A 25,135-nucleotide genomic window follows, 5' to 3' on the forward strand; every position below is an offset into this window, starting at 1 on the left:
CGTCGGCGTTCCGCTGCCGGCCATCGGACGTTACCGTTCGGTAGAGAGGTCGCTTCCGGAGGTGTCCGTATGACGCTCGACCGTCCCGCAGGCCTGGCGGAGACCGCCCGCGCGCTGGCCGCCGGGGATGTGACGTCCCGGGCGCTGGTCGAGCGGACGCTGGCGCGGATCGAGGCGACGCAGGGCAGCATCAACGCCTTCCGGATCGTCCGGGCTCAGGCGGCTCTCGCCGAGGCCGAGGCCGCCGACCGGGAGCTCGCCGCGGGTGTGCGGCGGCCGCTGCTCGGGGTGCCCGTCGCCGTGAAGGACGACATGGATGTGGCCGGGGAGCCGACCGCCTTCGGCTGCTGCGGGGAGTTCCCGCCGGTCGCCGAGGACGGCGAGGCCGTGCGGCGGCTGCGCGCGGCCGGGGCCGTGATCGTCGGCAAGACCAACACCTGCGAGTTCGGGCAGTGGCCCTTCACAGAGGGGCCGGCCTTCGGCGCCACGCGCAATCCGTGGAGCACGGCCCATACGCCGGGTGGCTCCTCGGGCGGCTCGGCCGCCGCGGTCGCCGCCGGTCTGGTGCCCGCCGCGCTCGGCTCGGACGGGGCCGGGTCGGTGCGGATCCCGGCCGCGTGGACCCATCTGGTCGGCATCAAGCCGCAGCGCGGCCGCGTCTCCACCTGGCCGCGCGGCGAGTCCTTCCAGGGCATCACCGTCAACGGCACCCTGGCCCGTACGGTCGCCGACGCGGCCCTGCTGCTGGACGCGGCGAGCGGCAACCACGCGCTGGACCCGCACCGGCCCCCGGCCGTCGACGCCTCGGCCGCCGTCGGCCGCGACCCCGGGCGGCTGCGCATCGCCCTCGCCCTCAAGCCGCCGTTCACGGCGGTTCCCGCCCGGCTCCTGCCTCAGGTGCGGACCCGGGTCGTTGAACTCGCCGAGCGGCTGGCGGCGTTGGGCCACACGGTCGAGGAGGCGGACCCGCCGTACGGGCAGATCGGGCTGACCTTCGTGCCGCGCGCGACGGCCGGGATCGCCGAGCGGGTGGCCGAGGCGCCCTTCCCGGCACTGCTGGACCGGCGCACGCTGGGAGCGGCCCGGCTGGGGCGGCTGCTCGGCGGGGCACCGCTGCGGGCGGCCCGGCGGGCCGAGGCCGTCCTGCACGGCCGTATCGGCGGGTTCTTCACCTCGTACGACGTCGTCCTCGCGCCGACCACCGCCGCTCCCCCGCCCCGGATCGGCGCCCTGCTGGAGCTCAGCGGCTTCGCCACCGACCGGGCGATGATCGCCGCCTGCCCGTACGCCTGGCCGTGGAACGTGCTGGGCTGGCCCGGCGTCAACGTGCCCGCCGGTTTCACGGCGGACGGGCTGCCCGTCGGGGCCCAGTTGCTGGGCCCGGCGAACAGCGAACCGCTGCTGGTGCAGGTGGCCGCGCAGTTGGAGGCGGAGCTGCGCTGGCACGAGAAGTGGCCTGCGCCGCCGGTCGCCGAACGTTCGGCCGCCGCCTGAGCGACCCTGCGGGGTTTCGCCGGGCGGACCGGGCGGTGGCCGGGCGCACGGGAGCAACGTCTAGGGTGCCCGCGTGACCGCGATTACCGATGAGAACGTCCCGGGCCGCTCCGGCCCCTCCGCCACCACTCAGGCCGATCCGCGCGAGGTGGGCCGGGTGCGCACCGAGTACTCGCCCGCGCACGACGGCGACCCCGACCCCGGCGAGATCGTCTGGACGTGGGTGCCCTTCGAGGAGAACGACGGGCGCGGCAAGGACCGCCCGGTGCTCGTGGTCGCCCGCGAGCCGGCGGGGACGTTCCTCGCCGTGCAGTTGTCCAGCAAGCGGCATGACGGCGATCGGGAGTGGGTGCCGATCGGCAGCGGACCGTGGGACCGGTCGGGCCGCGAGTCGTGGGTCGACGTGGACCGGGTCCTGCGTCTGCACGAGGACGGCATGCGCCGGGAGGCCTGCGCCCTGGACCGTATGCGGTTCAACCTCGTCAGGCACCGGCTGCGGGAGCGCTACGGCTGGAACTGAAAGCCTGTTCGAAAGCGCCCCGCACCGCGGCGCCGGGCGTCCGGTCCAGCACCCCGAACACCACGTGCTCGAAGGCCCCCGCGAAGCGCCCGCCGGGTTCCAGCAGCGTCCGGAACGCCCCGGCGACCTGCGCCGGGTCGTTGCGGAAGACGCCGCATCCCCAGGCGCCCAGCACCAGGCGCCGGTAGCCGTGGGCGGCGGCCGTCTCCAGGACCCGTTCGGCGCGGACGGCCAGGGCCCGCGGCAGTTCCGGGGCCCGCTCGGGTGCCGTGCGGTGCACCACGCCCGCGTTGGGCGCCGCCGCGGTCAGGAAGCCGGCGCTGTACGGCTCGTCCAGCAGGCGGCCCCGGTCGTCGCGGAAGACGGGCACGCCGGGTGAGTGGATGACACGGTCCGTGTAGAACGGGTCGCGGTGGGCGCGGTGGTGGTCGTAGAACGCGCGGGCCCGCAGCAGGCAGGTGTACAGCGCGGAGGCCCGGCACAGGGCCTCTTCCTGGGCCTGGGCGCCGTTGAGGTAACCGCCGCCGGGATTGCGGGCCGAGGCGAAGTTCAGTACGGCCACATGTCCGCCGAGCCGGCGGGCGGCCTCCAGGCTGCTCTCGCCCGTGACCTCGACCAGCATCCGGGTCACCTGAACGGAGGGCCCGGACACCGGCACGGGCACCGGTTCCGGACCGTACATGCGCGTGCCCTCGCGGGCCGCCCGGAGTTCGGCCGCGAGGGACACCTCGCGCCCGTCCGGCGCCCGGTAGGCGCCCGCCGCCACGATCTGTTCGGTCTGCTGCGCGACACCGCGCAGGCGCGCGCTCACGGCGCCACCCCCGTGTGCGCCGTGACCGCGTGCCGCGCGGTCGGTCTTGTCGTGCTCACGCAGGCATGGTGGGTGATGCCGGACGTGCGGTGCAACGGAGTTTTCGCCATGGGAGAACACCCGGGGAAGCGCCGGGAAACGCCCGGTCGGCCCGGATGACCGCGCCGGAACGCCCTGGTTCGCCCCCTTGTGCCGAGCGACACGAGGGACTTGGGTGGGACGAGTGATCCCGGCCCGGGCCGCCGAAGTGCCCGAACCGGTGGCATGGTGGAATCTCAGGAGGATCCCGACATGTCCGATGCGCCCACTGCCCCGGCGGGTGGCTGTACCCAGCCGCACACCGCCCTGTCCGAAGCCGAGGTCGAAGCTCTGGTCCGCGGCATCTGCTTCAAGACCGGCCCACCGCGCCGCCTCGGCGTCGAGGTGGAATGGCTCGTCCACGAGCTGCGCGCACCGCAGCTCCCCGTCACACCCGAACGACTCGACGCGGCCTACGCCGCACTGCGGCCCCTGTCCCTGAGGTCGGCGCTCACCGTGGAGCCCGGCGGCCAGCTGGAGCTGAGCTCGCCCCCCGCCGACTCGCTGACAGAAGTCATCGCCACCGTCTCCGCCGACCTCGACGCCGTCCGCGCGGTCCTGCGCGAGAACGGCCTCACGCTGGTCGGCCTCGGCCACGATCCCTGGCACGAACCCCGCCGGTTCCTGCGCGAACCGCGCTACGACGCCATGGAGGCCTGCCTCGACCGCAACGGCCCCTCCGGCCGCGCCATGATGTGCGCCTCTGCCTCCGTGCAGGTGTGCGTGGACGCCGGCCACGAGGAGCCCGGACCCCTCGGTCATGTGCGGCGCTGGTGGCTGGCCCATCACCTGGGCCCGGTCCTGGTGGCCGCGTTCGCCAACTCCCCGCTCGCCGGTCACCGGCCGACCGGCTGGCTGTCCACCCGGCAGCTGGTGTGGACCCGGATCGGCGCCGGCCGGGCGGGCGGACCGCCCCTGGACGCCGACCCGCGCGGCGCCTGGGCCCGGCACGTGCTGGACTCCCCGGTGATGTGCGTACGGCGCGACGGCGGGCCCTGGGACGTCCCGGAGGGGCTCACCTTCCGCGAGTGGATCCGCACGGGCGTCCCCCGGCCGCCCACGCGGGAGGACCTCGACTACCACGTCACGACGCTGTTCCCGCCGGTCAGGCCGCGCGGCCACCTCGAACTGCGCATGATCGACGCGCAGCCCGGTGACGACGGCTGGATCGTGCCGCTGGCCGTGACGGCGGCGCTGTTCGACGACCCGGAGGCCGCCGAGACCGCCTACCGGGCCGTGAAGCCGCTGGCCGAGCGCACTCTCGGACTGCCCGCGCCGCACAACCCGCTGTGGGTCGACGCGGCCCGCAACGGGCTGGCCGACGCCGAACTGCGCGAGGTGGCCGTCACGTGCTTCACGGCCGCGCTGGACGCCCTGCCCCGGATCGGCGCCGGGCCCGAGGTCGTCGAGGCCGTCACGGCCTATCTGGACCGCCATGTCGTCCTGGGCCGCTGCCCCGCCGACGACCTGCTCGACCGACAGCGCGGCACGGACGGTCGCGCCCACGGGAAGGACCCGCGCTCATGACCGACACCAGCCCGGCCGTCGACCCCGGCACCACCGACCCCGAGGTTCTGCGCGACCCCGAGGTCCTGCGCGAGCGGGCGGTCGCCTCGCTGGTTCTCGCCCGCGACCGCACCACCCTGCTGACGAGCTGCGTCGAGGACCCGGACCTGACCGCGCAGCACTCGCCGCTGATGTCGCCCCTCGTGTGGGACCTGGCGCACATCGGCAACCAGGAGGAGCAGTGGCTGCTGCGGGCCGTCGCCGGGCACGAGGCGATACGGCCCGAGATCGACGGCCTCTACGACGCCTTCGAGCATCCGCGGGCCGAGCGGCCCAAGCTGCCCCTGCTGTCGCCGGCCGAGGCACGCACGTACGCGGCCGATGTCCGCGGCCGCGCCCTGGACGTGCTGGAGCAGGCCGCGTTCCACGGGACGCGGCTGACGGAGGCCGGGTTCGCCTTCGGGATGATCGCGCAGCACGAACAGCAGCACGACGAGACCATGCTGATCACGCATCAGCTGCGCCGGGGGCCGCAGGCGCTGACCGCTCCCGACCCGGAGCCGGTGCCGCTGTTCACCGGCCCGTCCGAAGTCCTCGTCCCGGGCGGCCCGTTCACGATGGGCACCTCCGACGAGCCGTGGGCCCTGGACAACGAACGCCCCGCGCACCGGCGTGAGGTGGCGCCCTTCCGGATCGACACCACACCGGTGACGAACGGCGCCTACCAGGCGTTCATCGAGGACGGCGGCTACGACGACCCGCGCTGGTGGACGGCGGACGGCTGGGCCCACATCCGCCGGAACTCCATCTCGGCCCCGCTGTTCTGGCGGCGGGACGGCAGGCAATGGATGCGGCGGCGGTTCGGCGTCACCGAGGTCGTACCGCCGGACGAGCCGGTGCTGCACGTGTGCTGGTACGAGGCCGACGCCTACGCCCGCTGGGCGGGACGCCGGCTGCCCACGGAGGCCGAGTGGGAGAAGGCCGCCCGGTACGACCCGGCCGGCGACCGCTCCATGCGCTACCCGTGGGGCGACGCCGACCCGGGGCCCGAGCACGCCAACCTCGGCCAGCGGCATCTGCGTCCGGCGCCCGCCGGGAGCTACCCGGCCGGCGAGTCACCGCTCGGCGTACGGCAGTTGATCGGCGACGTGTGGGAGTGGACGGCGAGCGACTTCCTGCCCTATCCGGGGTTCAGGGCGTTCCCGTACAAGGAGTACTCGGAGGTCTTCTTCGGGTCCGACTACAAGGTGCTGCGCGGCGGTTCGTTCGCCGTGGACGCGGTGGCCTGCCGGGGCACGTTCCGCAACTGGGACCACCCGATCCGGCGGCAGATCTTCTCCGGGTTCCGCACGGCCCGCTCGGAGGACGTCTGATGTGCCGTCACGTAGCGTACGTGGGACCGGCGGAGCCGCTCGGCCGGTTCCTCGTGGAGCCCCCGCACGGCCTGTACCGGCAGTCGTGGGCGCCCCGGCGGCAGCGGTACGGGACGGTCAACGCCGACGGTTTTGGCGTCGGTTGGTACGCCGAGGGCGATCCGGTGCCGGCGCGCTACCGGCGGGCCGGGCCGATCTGGGCGGACCTGTCGTTCGCCGATCTCGCCCGGGTCGTACGGTCCACGGCGCTGCTCGCCGCGGTGCGGGACGCGACCCTGTCGGGTGCGGACGCGGAGGCCGCGGCGGCACCGTTCGCGGCGGGGACCTGGCTGTTCAGCCACAACGGGGCGGTCAAGGGCTGGCCCGGCTCGCTGGCGCCCGTGTCCCGCACGCTGCCGCCGGAGGACCTGCTGTCGCTGGAGGCCCGCAACGACTCGGCGCTCGTGTGGGCCCTGGTCCTGGCCCGGCTCAGGAGCGGCGACGAGCAGGGCCAGGCGCTGGCCGACACGGTCCTGGAGGTCGCCGCCGCGGCCCCCGGCTCCCGGCTCAACCTCCTGCTCACCGACGGCGACACCGTCACCGCGACCGCCTGGGGCGACACCCTCTGGTACCTCACCCGGCCCGGCGGCGGCACCGTCGTGGCCTCGGAGCCCTACGACGACGATCCGCACTGGCAGGAGGTGCCCGACCGCACGCTGCTCGCGGCGAGCCGCACGGACGTGCTGCTCACGCCGCTGAAGGAGCCGGCCGACACCTTCGTGCCCGCCTCACCCAAGGAGCCCCGTACGTGAGCCCGTTCCACCTCACCCGCACCCTGCCCGAGGACGCCACGGACGCCGCGCTGCGCGCCGACGTCCACCGGGGTCTGACCGGCCGTCCCAAGACGCTGCCGCCGAAGTGGTTCTACGACGCGCACGGCAGCGACCTCTTCGAGAAGATCACCGAACTGCCCGAGTACTACCCGACACGCGCCGAACGGGAGATCCTCGTCGCGCGGTCGGGCGACATCGCCGCGGCGACCCGGGCCCGCACCCTGGTCGAGCTCGGCTCCGGCTCCTCGGAGAAGACGCGGCATCTGCTCGACGCCCTGACGGACCTGCACACCTACGTCCCCGTGGACGTCAGCGAGAGCGCCCTCACCCAGGCGGGGCAGGCGCTCGCCGCCGAGCGGCCGGGGCTCGACGTGCACGCGCTGATCGCCGACTTCACCGCGGAACTGACGTTGCCGGAGACGCCGGGGCCCCGGCTGGTGGCGTTCCTCGGCGGCACGATCGGCAACCTGCTGCCGACCGAGCGCGCCGCGTTCCTGGCGTCCGTGCGGGCCCTGCTCGCCCCGGGCGACGCCCTGCTGCTGGGCACGGACCTGGTCAAGGACGAGGAGGTGCTGGTCCGGGCGTACGACGACGCGGCCGGGGTGACGGCCGCGTTCAACAAGAACGTGCTCACTGTGATCAACCGCGAGCTGGGCGCCGACTTCGAGCCCGCCGCGTTCGACCACCTGGCCCTGTGGGACGCCGAGCACGAGTGGATCGAGATGAGGCTGCGCTCCCGAACGGCGCAGACCGTGAAGGTGCCGGCGCTCGGCCTCGCCGTCGACTTCGCGGCGGGAGAGGCGCTGCGCACCGAGGTGTCGGCGAAGTTCCGGCAGGAGGGTGTGCGGGGTGAACTGTTCGCGGCGGGGCTGGACCTGGCCCACTGGTGGACGGACGAGGCGGGCCGGTTCGCGCTGTCGCTGAGCGTGGTGCGCTGACACCACCGGCCCCCTGGACGGCGGCGGGCGGGAGACGACGTCTCGCGCTTCGCCGCTGTTTGGGGCACGGTGGAGTGACGCGCGGCACATCCGTCACAGAATCAGGAGCAGCGGCATGTCGAACCACACCTACCGGGTCACGGAGATCGTCGGCACCTCCCCCGACGGCGTCGACGAGGCCATCCGCAACGGCATCGGCCGGGCCTCCCAGACGCTGCGCAACCTGGACTGGTTCGAGGTGACGCAGGTGCGCGGGCAGCTCGAGGACGGGCAGATCGCGCACTGGCAGGTGGGACTGAAGGTGGGCTTCCGGCTGGAGGAGTCCGAGTAGTCCGCCGCGCTGCGAACGGCCGGCTCAGTCCGGCAGGGGTGCCGAGGTGGAGCGGCCCGGCTGCCTGCCCTCCGGCGGGTAGTCGCAGTCGATGCTGCTCACCTCCCGGTCGCCGTCCTCGGAGTCGACGATCGCCACACCCGTGCAGGCCCGGCCGTGTTCGTCGGTCCAGGTGACGATCTCGCTCCGGTCGGGCTTCGCGCAGCCCGTGAGCAGCACGGCGCCGACAAGCGCGGCAGCCGCGAGCGTGCCCCTACGACTTCCCTTCATGGCATCCCCCGTAAGTCTGCTGTCCGCTGTCTCTCAGCCCGGAGATACCCGGCGGAGGTGAACACTCCGCCAACGCGTGCTCTCAGGTGCGCCCTTCCCGCTCCTGCGCCACCTTCATCTCGGCGGACCTGGCCGCCCAGTCGGCCCGTACGACGGTGAAGCCGGCGCGCCGGGCGTCCTCACAGACCAGCTCGTCGTCGTCCACGAGGACACGGATCTCACGCGTGCGGGCGAGCCGTCGCAGGATCTCCAGCTTGGTGAACCGGGCGGGCCGGCGGTCGGCGTCGCGCCGCATGTACACCCGCCCCTCGGGCAGTTCCTGCGCGGCGAGCCAGTCGAGAGTGTCCCGCCGGCAGCGCTCGGGCCGTCCGGTCAGGTAGACGATCTCGCACTCCCGCGCGCTCTCCTTGACCAGCGCGATGCCCTCCGTGAGCGGCGGGTCCTGGGGCGCCGCCGAGAAGAACCCGTCCCAGTCCCGCGGCCTGCGCTCCAGGAACCGCTGCCGGTGCGCGGTGTCGGCGAGGGTGTTGTCCAGGTCGAACACGGCCAGCGGGGCCACACGGCGATCGTCACTCACGCTGCCCACCCTAGGCCGTCCGGCGGTTCTCGTCGTCCGTCCCTGGTGGCCGACCGTGTGCGGCGGGCGCGGCGACGGGCCCACCGCCCGGGCCCGTAGGCGGCATAGCCCGGGCCGCGCCCGCAGCCGGCGCGTGGCCCGGCCCGTGCCGGCAGGCTCCCCGGCCCGGGAACGGGCTGTGCGCTGCCGGGCAGGCCGCTGCCCGGCAGCCAGCTCTGCGGAACACGAGACCGCGACTGGAGCCCGTCCCCCGCCCAGCCCGCAGCCCGCAGGAACGGGAACCCCGTCCGCGACCGACACGAACACCCGCCGGACCCTCGCTCGCGGCCGCCCCCCCGTACCCCGGCAACCTTCACCCCCCGGGCGGCCACTGCTCTGCGACACCCACGCAGGTACAGGCAGGAGGCCGTATGCGCAACGCGAGGATCTGGTCGGTGGCGGTGGCGGGGGCCGTGGTGGCCATGGCTCTGGGCGGGCCGGTGGGGACGGCGGCCGCGGCGGGGACGACCCTGGTCGTGGCGCCCGGCGGGGACGACTCCGGGCCGGGCACGCTCGACCGGCCGCTGAGGACGATTCAGCGGGCGGTGGACCTGGCGAGGCCCGGCGACACCATCAGCGTGCGCGGCGGGACGTACGCCCTCACCGACAACATCACCATCACCACCTCGGGCACCGCGTCCCAGCCCATCACCCTCGCGCCCCACCAGGGCGAGCGCGTGGTCGTCGACGGGGAGAAGCTGCCCGCAAGCCACACCCCGGTCGGCGGCAGCATCCCGCGTGCCGAGCGCGGAGCGGTCCACATGGAGGCGTCGCACTGGCGGATCTCGGGCCTGGAGATCGTCAACGGCCCGTACGGCGTCTACTGCGACGGCTGCAACGGCAATGTCTTCGCGCGCCTGAGCACCCACGACAACTACGAGTCCGGCTTCCAGCTCCAGGGCGCCTCCAGTGACAACCAGATCCTGAACCTGGACAGTTACGGCAACCGCGACCCCCGCAAGAACGGCGAGAGCGCCGACGGCCTCGCCATCAAGGAGGGCAGCGGTTCGGGCAACGTCGTGCGCGGCGGCCGGCTGTGGAACAACGTCGACGACGGTTTCGACGCCTGGAAGTTCGCCTCCCCGGTCACGATCGAGGACACGGTGGCGTACGGCAACGGCTTCAACCGCTGGAACTTCCCCGACTTCGCGGGCGACGGGAACGGCTTCAAGCTCGGCGGCGGCAGCCCGGCCCCGGCCGTGGCCCACACCGTCCGGGGCAGCGTCGCGTTCAAGAACGCCAAGCACGGATTCACCGACAACGGCAACCCGGGCTCCCTCGCCCTGAGCCGCAACTCCACGTTCGCCAACGCCGGTACGGGCTTCGACGCCGACATCCCGGGCGGGACCGCCAGGCTCACGGGCAACCTCTCCGTCGCGGACCAGCGCCCGGCGGCCGTCGGGCCCGGGACGGTCGCCAGCGGCAACTCCTGGAACATCGGCGGGACGTGGAACGCCTCCTCGGTCCTGAGCACCGATCCGGCCCCGCTCACCGGCCCCCGCGCGGCGGACGGCTCGCTGCCGAAGGCACCGGCGTTCCTCGTCCCCCGGTCCGGCACCGCCGTCGGCGCCCGCTTCTGACCAGCCCGGTCGGAGAAATGGTCCGTACTATTTCCAAGCCGGCCTTTCCCCGGCAGGCCGACGCGGTACCGCCCACCTTCGACCGTGGCGTGAACGAGCCATGAACAGCTGTCAATTGCCCCTCACAGTTGATGGCTCAAGCGTCGCACTGACATACTCCGCATTCAGCCTCGCCCCCACCCGTGGGCGGGGCTGGCCGGGGATCTCCACACAGAACCCCGAGGCAGTCCGCGTGAATCCGAACCGCGATTTTCTCGGTTTCACGAGACCCCCACAGAGCCCGCACCCCCGCAGTGCGCCCGGCGTCCCTCCACCCTGCTCGAAAGCCGGACGAGACCACTGACTCGAAGGGGTCGAGTGCGGGGCACGAAGCAGCGAAGAAGGTGCGCCTGTGCCCGAATTTCCACCGCGGCGGGATGACACTCCCACATTCCCGCTTCCGCACATCGAACACGCTCCGCCGTCTCGTATATCCGATCATCCCGAATTTCACTCTCTGCGTCGCGCGCAGCGCCGGTTCGGCACCCGGGCGACGATCCTGTCCGTCGGCGGATTCCTGCTGTATGTGCTGTTGTCGAGTTTTGTGCCCGCGGTGATGAACCAGCCGTTGTTCGGCCACCTCACGATCGGACTCACCCTCGGCCTCGGCCAGTTCGTCATCATGGGCGTGACCGCGTGGTGCTACGTCCGGCACATGCGCACCCGCGTCGATCCGCTCGCCCGCGGCCTGAGGGCCCGGCAGCACGAGAACGACAGCCGCCGCGCCCGCTCGGCGGCGGCGCCCCCTCGAGAGACCGGGCAGCCCGTCCAGCACGGCACGAGGGGGTTCCGCACGTGGTGACGCTCGCCGCCATCGACGACAGCAGCCTCCAGCTGACGTTCGTCCTTTTCCTGACCGTGGTCGTGATCACCCTGTTCACGGCATTGCTGACGGCGCCTCAGCGCGACGAGATCAGCGAGTTCTACCTCGGCAACCGCACCATGTCGCCCCTGCGCAACGGCCTCGCCATGTGCGGCGACTACCTGTCCGCCGCCACGCTGCTGGGCAGCACCGGACTGGTCGCCCTCACCGGGTACGACGGGCTGATGTACCTCGGCGGCACGACCGTCGCCTGGATGATGGTGCTGCTGCTCATCGCCGAACCCCTGCAACGCACCGGGAAGTTCACCCTGGGCGACACGGTGGCGTTGCGCCTGCCCCGGCAGCAGCGGCCGGTGCGGGTGGCGCTGGCCGTCTGCATCCTGGCCATCACAACCCTCTACCTGGTGGCCCAACTGGTGGGCAGTGTCGCCCTGCTGACCCAGTTCACCGGCGCGCCGAGCGCCACCACCCGCACCCTGTGCGTGGCCGTGATCGGTACGTTCGTGATCCTGTACGCCTCCCTCGGGGGCATGCCCGGGGCGACGGTCATCCAGATCATCAAGGCCGTGATGCTGATCGCGGGCGTGCTGTTCACCGCGGGCTGGGTGCTGTACCACTTCGACTGGAACCCCAACGCCCTGCTCGAAAGGGCGGCCGACCGCAGCGGAACGGGCCTGAGCTTCCTCGAACCCGGGCTGCGCTACGGCGGCACCGTCAGCAACAAGCTGGACTTCCTCAGCCTCGAACTGGCCATCGTCCTCGGCCTCGCCGCCCTGCCGCACGTGCTGATGCGCCTGCTCGCCCCGCGCAGCAGCAGCGTCCTGCGCCGCTCCGTGGTGTGGGCCATCGGCCTCGTCGGCGCGGTCTGCTTCGGGGCCGGCATCCTCGGCCTCGGCGCCACCGCGCTCCTCGGCCGGGACGCCATCGAGAGCACGGACCGCACGGGCAACGCCTCCGTCCTGCTGCTCGCGCACGAGTTGGGCGGCAGCGTCCTGACCGCGCTGCTGACCTGCCTGGCGTATCTGACCCTGCTCGCCGTGGCGGTGGGCCTCACCCTGGCCGCGGCCTCGTCCCTCGCGCACGACCTGTACAGCGAGGTGATCCGCAAGGGCCGGGCGAGCGAGACGGAGGAGCTGACCGTCGCCCGGCTGTCCGGCGCGGTCATCGGCATCCTCGGCATCCTGCTCGCTCTCGTCGCCTGGGGGGCGAACACCGCGACGCTCGCGTTCCTCGCCTTCGCCATCGCGGCGTCCGCGATCCTGCCGACGATCATCTACACCCTCTTCTGGCGCCGCTTCACGGCGAAGGGAGCACTGCTCAGCCTCTACGGCGGCCTGCTCTGCTCCGTCCTGCTCGCCGTGTTCTCCCCCGTCGTCTCCTCCGCCCCGGCCTCGTTCTACCCCGAGGTCGACTTCGCCTGGTTCCCGCTCCAGAACCCCGGCATCGTCTCCATCCCCGTGGGCTTCCTGCTGGGCTGGCTCGGGACGGTGCTGGACAAGGGACCGGCCGAGGAGAGCACCGCGCACGAGGAGTTCGAGGTGCGGATGCTCGTGGGCGCCGACGACTGACGCACCGGACAGGCCGTCGGTGGCCGGGCACCGAGGACGCCAATTGTTAATGGGATCCATTTTCATGTAGCGTTCTCGGTGCCTGCCCACCGAGGAGGAGTCCCATGGCTGTCCCGAAGCGGAAGATGTCCCGCAGCAACACCCGTCACCGCCGCGCCCAGTGGAAGGCCGCCACGCCGACGCTGGTCCCGGTCACCGTCGACGGCGTCCGTCACCTCGTACCGCAGAACCTGGTCAAGGCCTACGAGCGCGGCCTGCTGCGCCCCCAGGGCTGACACCATGTCGTACGAACGTCTGCCCGTCACCGTGCTCTCCGGATTCCTCGGGGCGGGCAAGACCACCCTGCTCAACCACGTCCTGGCCAATCGCGAAGGTCTGCGCGTCGCCGTCATCGTCAACGACATGAGCGAGGTCAACATCGACGCGGCCCTGGTGCGCGGCGGCGAGGCCGCCCTGTCGCGGACCGAGGAACGCCTGGTCGAGATGACCAACGGCTGCATCTGCTGCACGCTCCGCGACGACCTGCTGGACGAGGTGGACCGGCTGGCCCGCGAGGGCCGGTTCGACCATCTCCTCATCGAGTCGTCCGGGATCTCCGAGCCGATGCCCGTCGCGGCCACCTTCGCCTTCGCCCGTGACGACGGCGCCACCCTCGACGACGTGGCCCTGCTGGACACCATGGTCACGGTCGTCGACGCGGCCAACTTCCTCACCGAGCTGGACAGCGGCGACGACCTCGCCGAGCGGGGTCTCGCCCCGTACGAGGACGACGAGCGCACGGTCAGCGATCTGCTGGTCGACCAGGTCGAGTTCGCCGACGTCCTCGTCCTCAACAAGCTCGACCTGGTCGACGGGGACGCGGCGGCCCGGCTGCGGGCGGCCCTGACCCGGCTGAACCCGCTCGCCCGGCTGGTCCCGGCGACGCACGGCCGGGTGGAGCTCCGCCAGGTGCTCGGCACCCGCCTGTTCGACCTGGAACGCGCCCAGCAGGCACCGGGCTGGGTCCGGGAACTCAACGGCGACCACGTCCCCGAGACCGAGGAGTACGGCATCTCCTCCACCGTCTTCCGCTCCGAACTCCCCTTCCACCCTGGGCGGTTGTGGACGTTCGTCACGGAGGAACTGGACACCGGTGCCTACGGTCGGATCCTGCGTTCCAAGGGCTTCTTCACCCTGGCAAGCCGCCCGCACGTGACGGGCCTGTGGTCACAGGCCGGCTCCGTCGCCCGCTTCGAACCGTCAGCGGCCCGCGACACCGGCACCCCGCACGCGCAGGAGCTGGTGTTCATCGGGACGGGCCTGGACACCAAGGCCCTGCACACCGCCCTGACCGGCTGCCTCGCGGCACCCGGCGAAGCAGCCCCTTCGGCCGACGATCCGTTCCCCACCTGGGACACGTACGGCATCGACGAGGCGTGCGACCACGAGCACGCGGCGTAGCGGCGGGCGCGGTGCCGGGAATGCCACGGCCTCGCACGCGTTGAATCCCGTGTGAGCTCCCTGATCGCCTCGACCCGTTTCTCCGTCCTCGACCGCTCCCGCACCCGCGACGGGCACACGCACCCCGAGGCGCTGCGTGACACCGTGCGGCTGGCCGGGGAGCTGGAGGGGCTCGGGTACCACCGGCTGTGGGTCTCTGAGCATCACGGCGTTCCCGGGGTCGCCGGGTCCGCGCCGACCGTGCTGGCGGCGGCCGTCGCGGCCGCGACACGGACGATTCGGGTCGGCACCGGCGGAGTGATGCTGCCCAACCACCGGCCACTGGTCGTGGCCGAGCAGTTCGGGGTGCTGGAGTCACTGTTCCCCGGGCGGATCGACATGGGGCTGGGACGGTCCGTCGGCTTCACCGACGGGGTGCGCAGGGCCCTGGGCCGTGACAAGGAGGACGCCGAGGACTTCGAGGCGCAGCTGCGGGAGCTGCTCGGCTGGTTCCGGGGCACCTCGCCCACCGGGGTGCACGCCCGGCCCGCCGAGGGACTGGCCGTGCCGCCGTTCGTCCTGGCCATGGGCGAGGGCGCCGGCATCGCGGCCCGCCTCGGTCTGCCCATGGTGATCGGCGACCTGAGGAACCGGGACAAAATGCGGCGCGGCATCGACCACTACCGCGACGCTTTCCGCCCCTCGGCCTGGGCGAGCGAGCCCTATGTCGTCATCTCCGGCACGATCGCCGTGGCCGCCAGACCCGAGGAGGCCCGGCGGCTGCTGATCCCCGAGGCCTGGTCCATGGCGTACTCCCGCACCCACGGCACCTTCCCGCCGCTGCCGCCCGCGGAGCGTGTCGAGGCGCTCACGATGACCGCCAAGGAGCGCGGCTTCTACGAGTCCGGGCTGACCGGGCACATCGCCGGCACCGAGGAGCAGGTCGCGCACGAACTGGAGACGGTGCTGAAGGAGACGGGAGCACAGGAGGTCCTGGTCACCACCAGCACGTACGACCGGGAGGCGCTGCTGGACTCCTACCGGCGGCTGGCCGCGATCGCCTCCGGTTAGAGTCGTTGCCCATGCACGACCCCCATGGCCCCCACGATCCCCACAGCCCCCACGACCCGTACGTCCGTGTCCGCGGTGCCCGCGAGCACAACCTCAAGGGCGTCGACGTCGACATTCCCCGGGACGTGCTGGCCGTGTTCACCGGCGTGTCCGGCTCGGGCAAGTCGTCGCTGGCGTTCGGCACGATCTACGCGGAGGCGCAGCGGCGTTACTTCGAGTCGGTCGCGCCGTACGCGCGCCGGCTGATCCACCAGGTCGGGGCGCCGAAGGTCGGGGAGATCACCGGTCTGCCGCCGGCCGTCTCGCTCCAACAGCGCCGGGCGGCTCCCACCTCGCGCTCCTCGGTCGGCACCGTCACCAACCTCTCGAACTCGCTGCGCATGCTGTTCTCCCGGGCCGGCACCTACCCGCCCGGCGCCGGGCGCCTCGACTCCGACGCCTTCTCGCCCAACACGGCGGCCGGGGCCTGCCCGGAGTGCCACGGGCTCGGCCGGGTGCACCGTACGAGCGAGGAGCTGCTGGTCCCCGATCCGTCGCTGTCGATCCGCGAGGGCGCGATCGCCGCGTGGCCGGGCGCCTGGCAGGGCAAGAATCTGCGGGACGTCCTCGACGCGCTCGGGTACGACGTGGACCGGCCGTGGCGGGAGCTGCCGGCCGACGCGCGTGAGTGGATCCTGTTCACGGACGAGCAGCCGGTGGTCACCGTGCACCCGGTGCGGGACGCGGGCCGGATCCAGCGGCCGTACCAGGGCACGTACATGAGCGCCCGGCGGTACGTGATGAAGACCTTCTCCGACTCCAAGAGCCCGGCCCTGCGGGCGAAGGCCGAGCGGTTCCTCACCAGCGCGCCCTGCCCGGCCTGTGGCGGCAGCAGGCTGCGGCCCGAGGCGCTGGCGGTGACGTTCGGCGGCCGGAGCATCGCCGAGCTGGCGGCGCTGCCGCTGGTGGAGCTGGCCGCCGCCCTCGACGCGACTTCCGAGACGGCCCGGGTCCTCACCGGCGACCTCACCTCGCGCATCGCACCGGTCGTCGAACTCGGCCTCGGCTACCTCAGCCTGGACCGGTCCACCCCCACCCTCTCCGCGGGCGAGCTGCAACGCCTTCGCCTGGCCACGCAGTTGCGCTCCGGCCTGTTCGGTGTCGTCTACGTCCTCGACGAGCCGTCGGCCGGGCTGCACCCGGCGGACACCGAGGCGCTGCTCGTCGTGCTGGAGCGGCTGAAGGCGGCCGGGAACTCGGTGTTCGTGGTCGAGCACCACCTCGATGTCGTGCGCGGTGCCGACTGGCTGGTGGACGTGGGTCCGCACGCGGGCGAGCACGGCGGGCGGGTGCTGCACAGCGGCCCGGTCGCCGGGCTGGCGTCCGTCGAGGAGTCGGCGACGGCCCGCTACCTGTTCGACGACTCCCCCGTCCCGGCGCGCGAGGTCCGCGAACCGAGCGGATGGCTGAAGACCGGGCCGGTCACCCGGCACAACCTGCGCGGTGTGTCCGCCGAGTTCCCGCTCGGCGTGTTCACCGCGGTCACCGGGGTGTCCGGCTCCGGCAAGTCCACGCTCATCGGGGAGATCACGCAGGACACGGCCGGGGTGGGCCGGCTGGTCTCGGTCGACCAGAAGCCGATCGGACGCACCCCGCGCTCGAACCTCGCGACGTACACCGGTCTCTTCGACGTCGTGCGCAAGGTGTTCGCCGCCACCGACGGGGCGCTGGAACGGGGCTTCGGCGTCGGCCGGTTCTCCTTCAACGTGGCGGGCGGACGCTGCGAGACCTGCCAGGGCGAGGGGTTCGTCAGCGTGGAGCTGCTGTTCCTGCCGAGCACGTACGCGCCCTGCCCGGACTGCGGCGGGGCCCGGTACAACCCTCAGACGCTGGAGGTGACGTACCGGGGGCGGAACATCGCTCAGGTACTGGATCTGACGGTGGAGAGCGCGGCGGAGTTCTTCGCCGACACCCCGGCCGTCGCCCGCAGCCTGGGCACCCTGCTGGACGTGGGCCTCGGCTACCTGCGCCTCGGCCAGCCCGCGACCGAGCTCTCCGGCGGCGAGGCCCAGCGCATCAAACTGGCGAACGAACTGCAGCGCGGCCGGCGCGGGCACACGCTCTACCTCCTCGACGAGCCCACGACCGGCCTCCACCCGGCCGATGTGGACGTCCTGATGCGCCAGCTGCACGGCCTCGTCGACGCCGGGCACACCGTGATCGTCGTCGAACACGACATGTCCGTCGTCGCGCGCGCGGACTGGGTCGTCGACCTCGGCCCGGGCGGCGGCGACGCGGGCGGCCGGATCGTGGCGGCGGGACCGCCGGCGGAGGTGGCAGGCGCGGAGCAGAGCAGGACGGCGCCGTATCTGGCACGCGTCCTGTCCGGCTCCCGCTGAAGCCGTGCGGGGCTGCTACGCGACCAGCACCGTGTGCGTCCACGCCGGCATCGCCGTGTGCTGTGGCTGTGCGGAGCGGGCGAGAGACCGGCGGTCGGGGCAGGTGCCCGGGGGGATGGGGGCGCGGACCTCGACCTCCGCGACCAGGCCGCGGGCCGTCGCCACCCGCCACAGGGAGGCGAGCAGGGTGTCGTCGCCGACGAACGCGGGGGCGGTGGCGATGGTTCCGCCGGTGAGCCGGTAGCGGATCCGGACCGGCTGGACCGGCACCCCGGCGTCCAGAGCGGCCTGGAAGACGGCCCGGCGGAAGGTGCCCTGGGCCCGGCCGCACCAGGTGCTGCCTTCGGGGAAGGCCGCGACGGCGGCGCCCTCCCGCAGGGCCCGGGTGATCCGGGCGACGGTGTCCGGGAGAGACCGCAGCCGGTCCCGGTCGATGAACAGGGTGCCGCCCCGGGCGGCCAGCGGCCCGGCGACGGGCCACCGCCGTACCTCGGTCTTGGCCAGCATCCGGGCGGGGCGTACGGCGGCGAGCAGCGGGATGTCCAGCCAGGAGATGTGGTTGGCGACCAGCAGCAGTCCGCCGGTGGGGACGGCGGCGCCGGTGACGCGGACCCGGACCCCCGCGGCCCACACGATCCACCGGCACCACCGCCGGATCAGGGACGCCGGTATCCGGGCGCCGAGCGGCGACACCGCGATCCCCGTGATCAGCAGCAGGACGACCCCGGTGAGCCGCAGCACGGCACGCGGCACGGCCCGCGCCGGCACCCCCGCCCGCGCCTCGACACAGGCTTGCGGTGTGCAGGGCGCGGTGGGCAGCCAGGCACTCATCAGGCGGGCACGAGGGACAGGAAGTGCCGCAGGTAGCGCGCGTTGACCCGGCTCATCGGCAGCAGCACGTACAGGTCGGCGACCCCGAAGTCCGGGTCGTGCGCCGGTTCGCCGCACACCCAGGCGCCGAGGCGCAGGTAGCCGCGCAGCAGGGCGGGCAGTTCGACGCGGGCGGCGGGCGCGGGGCCCGGGACCCACGGCAGCAGCGGCCGGACGCGGTACTCCTGCGGCGACAGGTGCTTGGCGCTCACCCGGTCCCAGGTGGCGGAGGCCAGGGCGCCGCCGTCGGCGAGCGGGACGGAGCAGCAGCCGGCGAGCCACTCGTGGCCCCGGTCGACCATGTAGCGGGCGATCCCGGCCCAGATGAGGCTGATGACCGCGCCGTCGCGGTGGTCGGGGTGCACGCAGGAGCGGCCGACCTCGACGAGCTCGGGCCTGATCCCGGCGAGGGAGCTCAGGTCGAACTCGCTCTCGGAGTACAGCCGCCCGGCGACCGCCGCGCGCTCCGGCGGCAGCAGCCGGTAGGTGCCGACGACCTGGCCGGTCGTCTCCTCGCGGACGAGCAGGTGGTCGCAGTACGCGTCGAACGGGTCGACGTCCAGCCCCGGTTGGGAGCCGGCCAGCAGGGCGCCCAGCTCCCCGGCGAAGACGTCGTGCCGCAGCCGCTGCGCGGCACGCACGTCCTCCTCGGTCCGGGCGAGGGCGACGGTGTAGCGGGTGGGGGCCGTGGGCTGCGCGGGGCGGTCGACGGTCAGTACGCCGGTCATGGCTCTCTCCTGGTCACGGGCCGGGGGCGGCGAGCGGTGCCGCCCCCACTGTTGTGCCCATGCCGACTGACCACCGCGTGACCACTGCCAGGAGCGCGGATGCCGAAACGCTGAATGCCAGAGGTTCGTCGCCCTCAAAGGGGCGCGGGGAACTGCGCGACCAGCCCCCACACACCCGCACCCGGCGTACTACCGCTTACCCACCCGCCGAGTAGCCCGCAGCCACTCCTTGTTCATGCTCGTAATGGACATCAGCGGAATCCCCTTGGGGCAGGCCGTGGCGCACTCCCCGGCGAGCGTGCACCCCCCGAACCCCTCCTCGTCCATCTGCGCCACCATGTCCAGCACCCGCGTCTCCCGCTCGGGCGCCCCCTGCGGCAGCACGTTCAGGTGGTTGACCTTGGCGGACGTGAAGAGCATCGCCGCGCCGTTCGGGCACGCCGCGACACACGCCCCGCACCCGATGCACTCGGCGTGTTCGAAGGCGAAGTCGGCATCCGGCTTGGGCACCGGCGTGGCATGTGCCTCGGGAGCCGCACCGGTCGGTGCGGTGATGTACCCGCCGGCCTGGATGATCCGGTCGAACGCCGATCGGTCGACGACCAGGTCCTTGATCACCGGGAAGGCGGACGCCCGCCACGGCTCGATGTCGATCGTGTCGCCGTCCTGGAACGACCTCATGTGCAGCTGGCAGGTGGTCGTCCGCTCGGGCCCGTGCGCGTCGCCGTTGATGACGAGCGAGCACGCGCCGCAGATGCCCTCGCGGCAGTCGTGGTCGAAGGCGACCGGGTCCTCACCCTTGAGGATGAGCTCCTCGTTGAGGGTGTCGAGCATCTCCAGGAAGGACATGTCGGGGGAGATCCCGTCCACCTCGTACGTGGACATGGTGCCGTCGGCGTCGGCGTTCTTCTGGCGCCAGACGCGCAGGGTGAGCTTCATGCGTAGCTCCGCTGGGTGGGGTGGACGTACTCGAAGACCAGGTCTTCCTTGTGCAGGGTCGGAGCCTCGCCGGTGCCGTTGAACTCCCAGGCGGCCGCGTACGCGAACTCGTCGTCCTTCCGGGCGGCTTCGCCGTCGGGGGTCTGGGACTCCTCGCGGAAGTGGCCGCCGCAGGACTCGCTGCGGTGCAGCGCGTCGAGGCACATCAGCTCGGCCAGCTCCAGGTAGTCGACGACGCGGTTGGCCTTCTCCAGCGACTGGTTGAACTCCTCGCCGGTGCCGGGCACCTTGATGCGCCGCCAGAACTCCTCACGGATCTGAGGGATGCGCTCCAGCGCCTTGCGCAGCCCCGAGTCGGTGCGGGCCATGCCGCAGAACTCCCACATGAGTTCGCCGACCTCGCGGTGGAAGGAGTCGGGCGTGCGGTCCCCGTCGACGGACAGCAGCAGGTTGAGCCGGTCCTCGGTCTCGGCCAGCACCTCCTGGACGACCGGGTGGCCGGCGTCGACCCGGTCCCCCAGCGGGTGGCGGGCGAGGTAGTCGTTGATGGTCGCCGGGAGCACGAAGTAGCCGTCGGCCAGTCCCTGCATCAGCGCGGAGGCGCCGAGCCGGTTGGCCCCGTGGTCGGAGAAGTTGGCCTCGCCGATCGCGAACAGGCCGGGGATGGTGGTCTGCAGGTCGTAGTCGACCCACAGGCCGCCCATCGTGTAGTGCACGGCGGGGTAGATCCGCATGGGGACCCGGTACGGATCCTCGTCGGTGATCCGCTGGTACATGTCGAAGAGGTTGCCGTACTTGGCCTCGACGGCCTTCCGGCCCATGCGCTCGATGGCGTCGGCGAAGTCGAGGTAGACGCCCTGCCCGCCGGGCCCGACGCCCCTGCCCTCGTCGCAGACGTTCTTCGCGGCCCGGGAGGCGATGTCACGGGGCACCAGGTTGCCGAAGGACGGGTAGATGCGCTCCAGGTAGTAGTCGCGCTCGTCCTCGGGGATCTCGTTCGGCGGGCGGTCGTCGCCCTTGGCCTTCGGCACCCAGATGCGGCCGTCGTTGCGCAGCGACTCGCTCATCAGCGTCAGCTTGGACTGGTGCTCGCCGGTGCGCGGGATGCAGGTGGGGTGGATCTGCGTGAAGCAGGGGTTGGCGAAGTACGCGCCGCGCCGGTGCGCCCGCCAGATCGCGGTCGCGTTGGAATTCATGGCGTTCGTCGACAGGTAGAAGACGTTGCCGTAACCGCCGCTGGCGAGGACGACGGCGTCCGCGAAGTACGTGTCGATCCTGCCGGTGATGAGATCCCGCGCGACGATCCCGCGCGCCCGCCCGTCGACGACGATCAGGTCGAGCATCTCGGTGCGCGGGTGCATCTCGACGTTCCCCGCGGCGATCTGCCGGCTGAGGGCCTGGTAGGCGCCGAGCAGCAGCTGCTGTCCCGTCTGGCCGCGCGCGTAGAAGGTCCGCGAGACCTGGACGCCGCCGAAGGAGCGGGTGTCGAGCAGGCCGCCGTACTCGCGGGCGAAGGGCACACCCTGGGCCACGCACTGGTCGATGATCTCGACGGAGATCTGCGCGAGGCGGTGCACGTTGGACTCGCGGGCCCGGAAGTCGCCGCCCTTGACGGTGTCGTAGAACAGCCGGTGGACGGAGTCGCCGTCGTTGCGGTAGTTCTTCGCGGCGTTGATGCCGCCCTGAGCGGCGATGGAATGGGCGCGGCGCGGGGAGTCCTGGTAGCAGAACTGGACGACGTGGTAGCCCTGTTCGGCGAGGGTGGCCCCGGCGGAACCGCCGGCGAGGCCGGTACCGACGACGATGACGGTGTGCTTGCGCCGATTGGCGGGGTTGACCAGCTTGGCCTCGAAGCGGCGCTTGTCCCACCGTTCGTTGATGGGCCCGGACGGGGCCTTGGCGTCGACGACCGGCTCACCGGTCGCGTAGTCGGCGTAGGAAGTCATCTTCAGCTCACCACTCCGGTCATGACGCCCACGGGTACAGCGATGAAACCGGCCGTGAGCAGCAGCGCGAGGACGTTTGCGACGGTCTTCAGGGCGCGGTCGCGGGTGCGGCTGCCGGCGCCGAGGGTCTGGGCGGCGCTCCAGAAGCCGTGCCGGATGTGCAGGCCGAGCGCGAGCATCGCGACGATGTAGATGACGTTGCCGTACCAGGTGGAGAAGGTGTCCACGACGTTCTGGTACGGGTGGCCGGGCCGGAAGCCGGGGTGCACGGTGCCGGTCGTGAGGTCCAGGACGTGCCAGACGATGAACAGCCCGAGGATGACCCCGCCCCACCGCATGGTCCGCGTCGCGTAGCTCGCCCGCGGCCTCTTGTGGACGTACTTGCTGGGCCGCGCCCTGATGTCGCGGCGGCTGAGCTGGTACGCGGAGACGGCGTGCGCGACGACGGCGACCACCAGCACGACGCGGATCAGCCACAGCGTCCACTCGTAGTGCATGAACGGCTCGCCGACGGTGCGCAGCCAGTGTCCGTACGCGTTGAACTCGCCGGCCCCGAAGTAGATCTTCAGGTTTCCGATCATGTGGGCGACCAGGTACAGCAGCATGATCAGGCCGCTGACCGCCATCACGGTCTTCTTGCCGAGGGTGGAGTCCCACACGGTGCGTGCCATGGACGGCCGTCGTTCCGTCCGCGTTGCCAGAGCCATGTCACAGCACGCTACGGACGCGGAGCCGATCGGTCCAAGACATGGTGCGGCTTGATTCCATAGGCTGGGGCTATCGTACGAGCATGCAGTTCCACCAGCTCCAGTACTTCGTGGCCGTCGCCGAGACCCGGCACTTCACCCGGGCCGCCGATCTCGTCCATGTCGCGCAGCCGTCGCTGTCACAGCAGATCAAGGCGCTGGAGCGGGAGCTGGGCGCGGACCTGTTCCTGCGGGCCCGGGGCAACATCTCGCTCACGGACGCCGGGGAGGCCCTCCTCCCCCTGGCCCGGCGCATCCTGGCGGACGCGGACACGGCCCGGCACGAGGTGCTGGAGCTGGTGCAGCTGCGCCGGGGGCGGGTGCGGCTCGGCGCCACGCCCAGTCTGTGCACGGGCCTGCTGCCGGACGTGCTGCGCGCCTTCCACGACCGCTACCCGGGCATCCGGCTGCTGATCGAGGAGGGCGGGTCGCACGACCTGGTGCGGGAGCTGGCACGCGGCGCGCTGGATCTCGCCCTGGTGGTGCTGCCCCTGCCGACGCCGTCCCCGGCGCTGACCACGGTGGAGCTGCTGCGGGAGGATCTGGTCGTGGTCTCCTCCCCCGACGCGCCGAAGCCCGGCCGGGGGCGGCGTACCGTGCGCGTCGCCGACCTGGAGGGCGAGCGGCTGGTGATGTTCCGTCACGGCTACGACCTGCGCGAACTGACCGTGGCGGCTTGCCGCGCGGAGGGGTTCGAGCCGGATTTCGCGGTGGAGGGCGGGGAGATGGACGCGGTGCTGGGGTTCGTGCGGGCAGGGCTGGGAGTGGCCGTCGTGCCCCGGATGGTGGCCGCGCGCTCCGGCCGTGGACTGAGGGTGACGCCCCTGGACCGTCCCGGTCTGCACCGGACCATCGCCCTGGCGCACCGCAGCGATGTGGCTCCGCCGCGGGCGGCCCGGGAGTTGCAGCGGATGCTGCTGGAGCGGTGAGGCGTCCGCGGGTCCCGGCCTACGGCTGCGGCTGCCGCGCCGGAGGGTGGCCGCCGGCCTGCCGGTGGGAGGACGCCAGGCGCAGGAGCTCGTCGACCGGCCACTGGTCGTAGACGTGCTCGCCGTACTTGGCGGCGAGGACCCGGCCCTCGGGGCCGATGAGGAAGTCGGCGGGCAGGCCGAGCCTGCCGCCGGGCTGGCTGGTCGCGGGGAGCCGTTCCCGGCCGCGCAGGACTTCCCACCCGCCGCGCAGCACCGCCCTGGCGACCGGTCCCCAGGCGCGCGGGCTGAGCAGGGCACGGGGAGCCGACTCGACGCCGAACTCGACGTACAGCCGCTTGCCGGGGTCGGCGACGACCGCGAAGGGCAGGTCGGCGGTGTACCGGCGCAGCTCCTCGGCAGGCGAGTGGAAGACCACGACCTCACGGATGCCGGCGGCCTCGATCTCCGCGTGCCTGCGGACCACCGACCGCAGGTGCAGATGGCACACCGGGCAGCCGGCGAACCGCCGGAACTGGAGGTGGACCAAGCGCTCGGGATCGGGGACGGCGACGGGGTCGCCGGAGACGGTGGCCAGCCGGCGTCCGGTGACGGTGGAGCCGGACTCCACCGGCCGGGTGGGCCTGCGCATGAGCATGAGTGCCCCTTCGTAGGTGTACGACGTACTCCTACCGAGTGTAGGCGTAAGCCGTACGCCTAACAAGGTTGGCGTATGGCGTACGCTGAACGTCGTCATGCCACGCCCCCGCTCACTCAGCCATGCCCGGCTGGCCTCGGCCGCCCTCGCCGTGATCGACCGCGACGGGCTCACCGGGCTGTCCATGCGCTCGGTCGCGAAGGAACTCGGGATGAGCACGATGGCGCTCTACCGGTACGTGGACGACAGGCAGGAGCTGGAACGGCTCGTCGTCGACCTCGTGCTCGGCACCGTGGACACCGAGCCGCCCGGCCCCGAGGCGTCCTGGCAGGAGCGCGTCGAGGTGATGGTGCGTCGGCTGCGCGACGCCGTGGCCGCCCATCCTGAGATCGTGCCCCTGACCGTCGCCCACCGGCACCGGTCCCTCGCCGGGCTGCGCTGGTCGGAGTCCGTGCTCGGCGTGCTCACGGAGGCGGGGTTCGACGGCGAACAGCGGGTGGTCGCGCTGCGGGGCCTGCTCGGGTACGTCATCGGCGCCATCCAGCTGGAGCACCTCGGGCCCCTGGCCGGCGAGGGCACGGTCGCCCTCACCGAGCTGCCGCCCGACGCCTTCCCGCACATGACCGAGACCGCCCGCAACGCCCGGAAGGTCAGTGCCGACCGGGAGTTCCTGGGCGGTCTCGCGCTGCTGCTGCGCGGGCTGGGCACCTGAC

General features: G+C 72.6%; 25 protein-coding genes. 16 read left to right on the plus strand and 9 right to left on the minus strand.

The window, feature by feature from the left end; genetic code table 11:
- Positions 1–69: 69 nt before the first annotated feature.
- Positions 70–1,494 carry an amidase gene (locus ACZ3I3_RS38185; RefSeq protein ID WP_467372376.1) on the plus strand — a complete coding sequence of 475 codons (1,425 nt, stop codon included), beginning with the start codon at positions 70–72 and terminating at the stop codon, positions 1,492–1,494.
- A 73-nt stretch (positions 1,495–1,567) separates the two neighbouring features.
- Positions 1,568–2,014 (plus strand): type II toxin-antitoxin system PemK/MazF family toxin, encoded by a 447-nt coding sequence (locus ACZ3I3_RS38190; protein ID WP_467372377.1) that lies wholly within the window; start codon positions 1,568–1,570, stop codon positions 2,012–2,014.
- Here the strand turns inward: ACZ3I3_RS38190 and ACZ3I3_RS38195 are convergent.
- Complete coding sequence (locus ACZ3I3_RS38195) at positions 1,977–2,825, minus strand: TIGR02452 family protein (RefSeq protein WP_467372378.1); 849 nt, start codon at positions 2,823–2,825, stop codon at positions 1,977–1,979. The genes ACZ3I3_RS38190 and ACZ3I3_RS38195 overlap by 38 nt on opposite strands.
- Positions 2,826–3,116: 291 nt before the next feature.
- Here ACZ3I3_RS38195 and egtA point away from each other — a divergent pair, with 291 nt between their 5' ends.
- The 5 genes from egtA to ACZ3I3_RS38220 all read left to right on the plus strand — a co-directional run bounded on the left by egtA (position 3,117) and on the right by ACZ3I3_RS38220 (position 7,863).
- On the plus strand, positions 3,117–4,430 hold the full coding sequence (gene egtA / locus ACZ3I3_RS38200; RefSeq protein WP_467372379.1) for an ergothioneine biosynthesis glutamate--cysteine ligase EgtA: 1,314 nt from the start codon (positions 3,117–3,119) through the stop codon (positions 4,428–4,430).
- Positions 4,427–5,782: an ergothioneine biosynthesis protein EgtB gene (egtB, locus tag ACZ3I3_RS38205; protein WP_467372380.1), complete on the plus strand. Its 1,356-nt coding sequence runs from the start codon at positions 4,427–4,429 to the stop codon at positions 5,780–5,782. Before egtA ends, egtB begins: the two co-directional genes overlap by 4 nt.
- Positions 5,782–6,573, plus strand: coding sequence for an ergothioneine biosynthesis protein EgtC (egtC, locus tag ACZ3I3_RS38210; protein WP_467372381.1), 792 nt, complete (start codon positions 5,782–5,784; stop codon positions 6,571–6,573). Before egtB ends, egtC begins: the two co-directional genes overlap by 1 nt.
- Positions 6,570–7,532: an L-histidine N(alpha)-methyltransferase gene (gene egtD, locus ACZ3I3_RS38215; protein ID WP_467372382.1), complete on the plus strand. Its 963-nt coding sequence runs from the start codon at positions 6,570–6,572 to the stop codon at positions 7,530–7,532. Before egtC ends, egtD begins: the two co-directional genes overlap by 4 nt.
- Before the next feature lie 115 nt (positions 7,533–7,647).
- Complete coding sequence (locus tag ACZ3I3_RS38220) at positions 7,648–7,863, plus strand: dodecin (protein WP_467372383.1); 216 nt, start codon at positions 7,648–7,650, stop codon at positions 7,861–7,863.
- Between the two features lie 24 nt (positions 7,864–7,887).
- Here the strand turns inward: ACZ3I3_RS38220 and ACZ3I3_RS38225 are convergent, their stop codons facing one another.
- Positions 7,888–8,133 (minus strand): hypothetical protein, encoded by a 246-nt coding sequence (locus ACZ3I3_RS38225; RefSeq protein WP_467372384.1) that lies wholly within the window; start codon positions 8,131–8,133, stop codon positions 7,888–7,890.
- An 82-nt stretch (positions 8,134–8,215) separates the two neighbouring features.
- Positions 8,216–8,710 carry a phosphatase domain-containing protein gene (locus tag ACZ3I3_RS38230; RefSeq protein WP_467372385.1) on the minus strand — a complete coding sequence of 165 codons (495 nt, stop codon included), beginning with the start codon at positions 8,708–8,710 and terminating at the stop codon, positions 8,216–8,218.
- Between the two features lie 410 nt (positions 8,711–9,120).
- Between ACZ3I3_RS38230 and ACZ3I3_RS38235 the strand changes: the two genes are divergently transcribed.
- The 7 genes from ACZ3I3_RS38235 to ACZ3I3_RS38265 all read left to right on the plus strand — a co-directional run bounded on the left by ACZ3I3_RS38235 (position 9,121) and on the right by ACZ3I3_RS38265 (position 17,627).
- Complete coding sequence (locus ACZ3I3_RS38235) at positions 9,121–10,329, plus strand: right-handed parallel beta-helix repeat-containing protein (RefSeq protein ID WP_467372386.1); 1,209 nt, start codon at positions 9,121–9,123, stop codon at positions 10,327–10,329.
- Positions 10,330–10,864: 535 nt separating this feature from the next.
- A complete protein-coding gene (locus ACZ3I3_RS38240; protein ID WP_467372425.1) occupies positions 10,865–11,170 on the plus strand; it encodes a DUF485 domain-containing protein in 306 nt (101 codons plus the stop codon).
- A complete protein-coding gene (locus ACZ3I3_RS38245) occupies positions 11,164–12,759 on the plus strand; it encodes a solute symporter family protein (RefSeq protein WP_467372387.1) in 1,596 nt (531 codons plus the stop codon). The genes ACZ3I3_RS38240 and ACZ3I3_RS38245 overlap by 7 nt, the downstream gene beginning before the upstream one ends.
- A 104-nt stretch (positions 12,760–12,863) precedes the next feature.
- The gene (gene rpmF / locus ACZ3I3_RS38250) at positions 12,864–13,034 is read left to right on the plus strand and encodes a 50S ribosomal protein L32 (protein WP_086854406.1); all 171 of its coding nucleotides are present in this window, start codon (positions 12,864–12,866) and stop codon (positions 13,032–13,034) included.
- A gap of 4 nt (positions 13,035–13,038) precedes the next feature.
- Positions 13,039–14,199 (plus strand): GTP-binding protein, encoded by a 1,161-nt coding sequence (locus ACZ3I3_RS38255; protein ID WP_467372388.1) that lies wholly within the window; start codon positions 13,039–13,041, stop codon positions 14,197–14,199.
- A 51-nt stretch (positions 14,200–14,250) separates the two neighbouring features.
- On the plus strand, positions 14,251–15,249 hold the full coding sequence (locus ACZ3I3_RS38260; RefSeq protein ID WP_467372389.1) for an LLM class flavin-dependent oxidoreductase: 999 nt from the start codon (positions 14,251–14,253) through the stop codon (positions 15,247–15,249).
- Between the two features lie 11 nt (positions 15,250–15,260).
- Complete coding sequence (locus tag ACZ3I3_RS38265) at positions 15,261–17,627, plus strand: ATP-binding cassette domain-containing protein (protein ID WP_467372390.1); 2,367 nt, start codon at positions 15,261–15,263, stop codon at positions 17,625–17,627.
- A 15-nt stretch (positions 17,628–17,642) separates the two neighbouring features.
- Here ACZ3I3_RS38265 and ACZ3I3_RS38270 read toward each other — a convergent pair whose 3' ends face one another.
- From ACZ3I3_RS38270 to ACZ3I3_RS38290, 5 genes are all read right to left on the minus strand, one after another.
- Positions 17,643–18,458 (minus strand): lysophospholipid acyltransferase family protein, encoded by an 816-nt coding sequence (locus tag ACZ3I3_RS38270; RefSeq protein WP_467372391.1) that lies wholly within the window; start codon positions 18,456–18,458, stop codon positions 17,643–17,645.
- A complete protein-coding gene (locus ACZ3I3_RS38275) occupies positions 18,458–19,225 on the minus strand; it encodes a GNAT family N-acetyltransferase (RefSeq protein WP_467372392.1) in 768 nt (255 codons plus the stop codon). Before ACZ3I3_RS38275 ends, ACZ3I3_RS38270 begins: the two co-directional genes overlap by 1 nt.
- 189 nt (positions 19,226–19,414) lie before the next feature.
- Entirely contained in the window at positions 19,415–20,164 is a 750-nt protein-coding gene (locus ACZ3I3_RS38280; RefSeq protein ID WP_467372393.1) for a succinate dehydrogenase/fumarate reductase iron-sulfur subunit, read from the minus strand.
- A complete protein-coding gene (locus tag ACZ3I3_RS38285; protein WP_467372394.1) occupies positions 20,161–22,110 on the minus strand; it encodes a fumarate reductase/succinate dehydrogenase flavoprotein subunit in 1,950 nt (649 codons plus the stop codon). The genes ACZ3I3_RS38280 and ACZ3I3_RS38285 overlap by 4 nt, the downstream gene beginning before the upstream one ends.
- Positions 22,111–22,112: 2 nt before the next feature.
- A complete protein-coding gene (locus tag ACZ3I3_RS38290) occupies positions 22,113–22,781 on the minus strand; it encodes a succinate dehydrogenase (RefSeq protein WP_467372395.1) in 669 nt (222 codons plus the stop codon).
- A gap of 119 nt (positions 22,782–22,900) precedes the next feature.
- Between ACZ3I3_RS38290 and ACZ3I3_RS38295 the strand changes: the two genes are divergently transcribed.
- The gene (locus ACZ3I3_RS38295; RefSeq protein WP_467372396.1) at positions 22,901–23,785 is read left to right on the plus strand and encodes a LysR family transcriptional regulator; all 885 of its coding nucleotides are present in this window, start codon (positions 22,901–22,903) and stop codon (positions 23,783–23,785) included.
- Positions 23,786–23,804: 19 nt separating this feature from the next.
- Here the strand turns inward: ACZ3I3_RS38295 and ACZ3I3_RS38300 are convergent, their stop codons facing one another.
- Positions 23,805–24,422: a peroxiredoxin-like family protein gene (locus tag ACZ3I3_RS38300; RefSeq protein WP_467372397.1), complete on the minus strand. Its 618-nt coding sequence runs from the start codon at positions 24,420–24,422 to the stop codon at positions 23,805–23,807.
- Between the two features lie 97 nt (positions 24,423–24,519).
- Between ACZ3I3_RS38300 and ACZ3I3_RS38305 the strand changes: the two genes are divergently transcribed.
- Entirely contained in the window at positions 24,520–25,134 is a 615-nt protein-coding gene (locus tag ACZ3I3_RS38305) for a TetR/AcrR family transcriptional regulator (protein WP_467372398.1), read from the plus strand.
- Position 25,135: the final 1 nt, after the last annotated feature.

This window comes from Streptomyces sp. NPDC016851 (genome assembly GCF_055562795.1).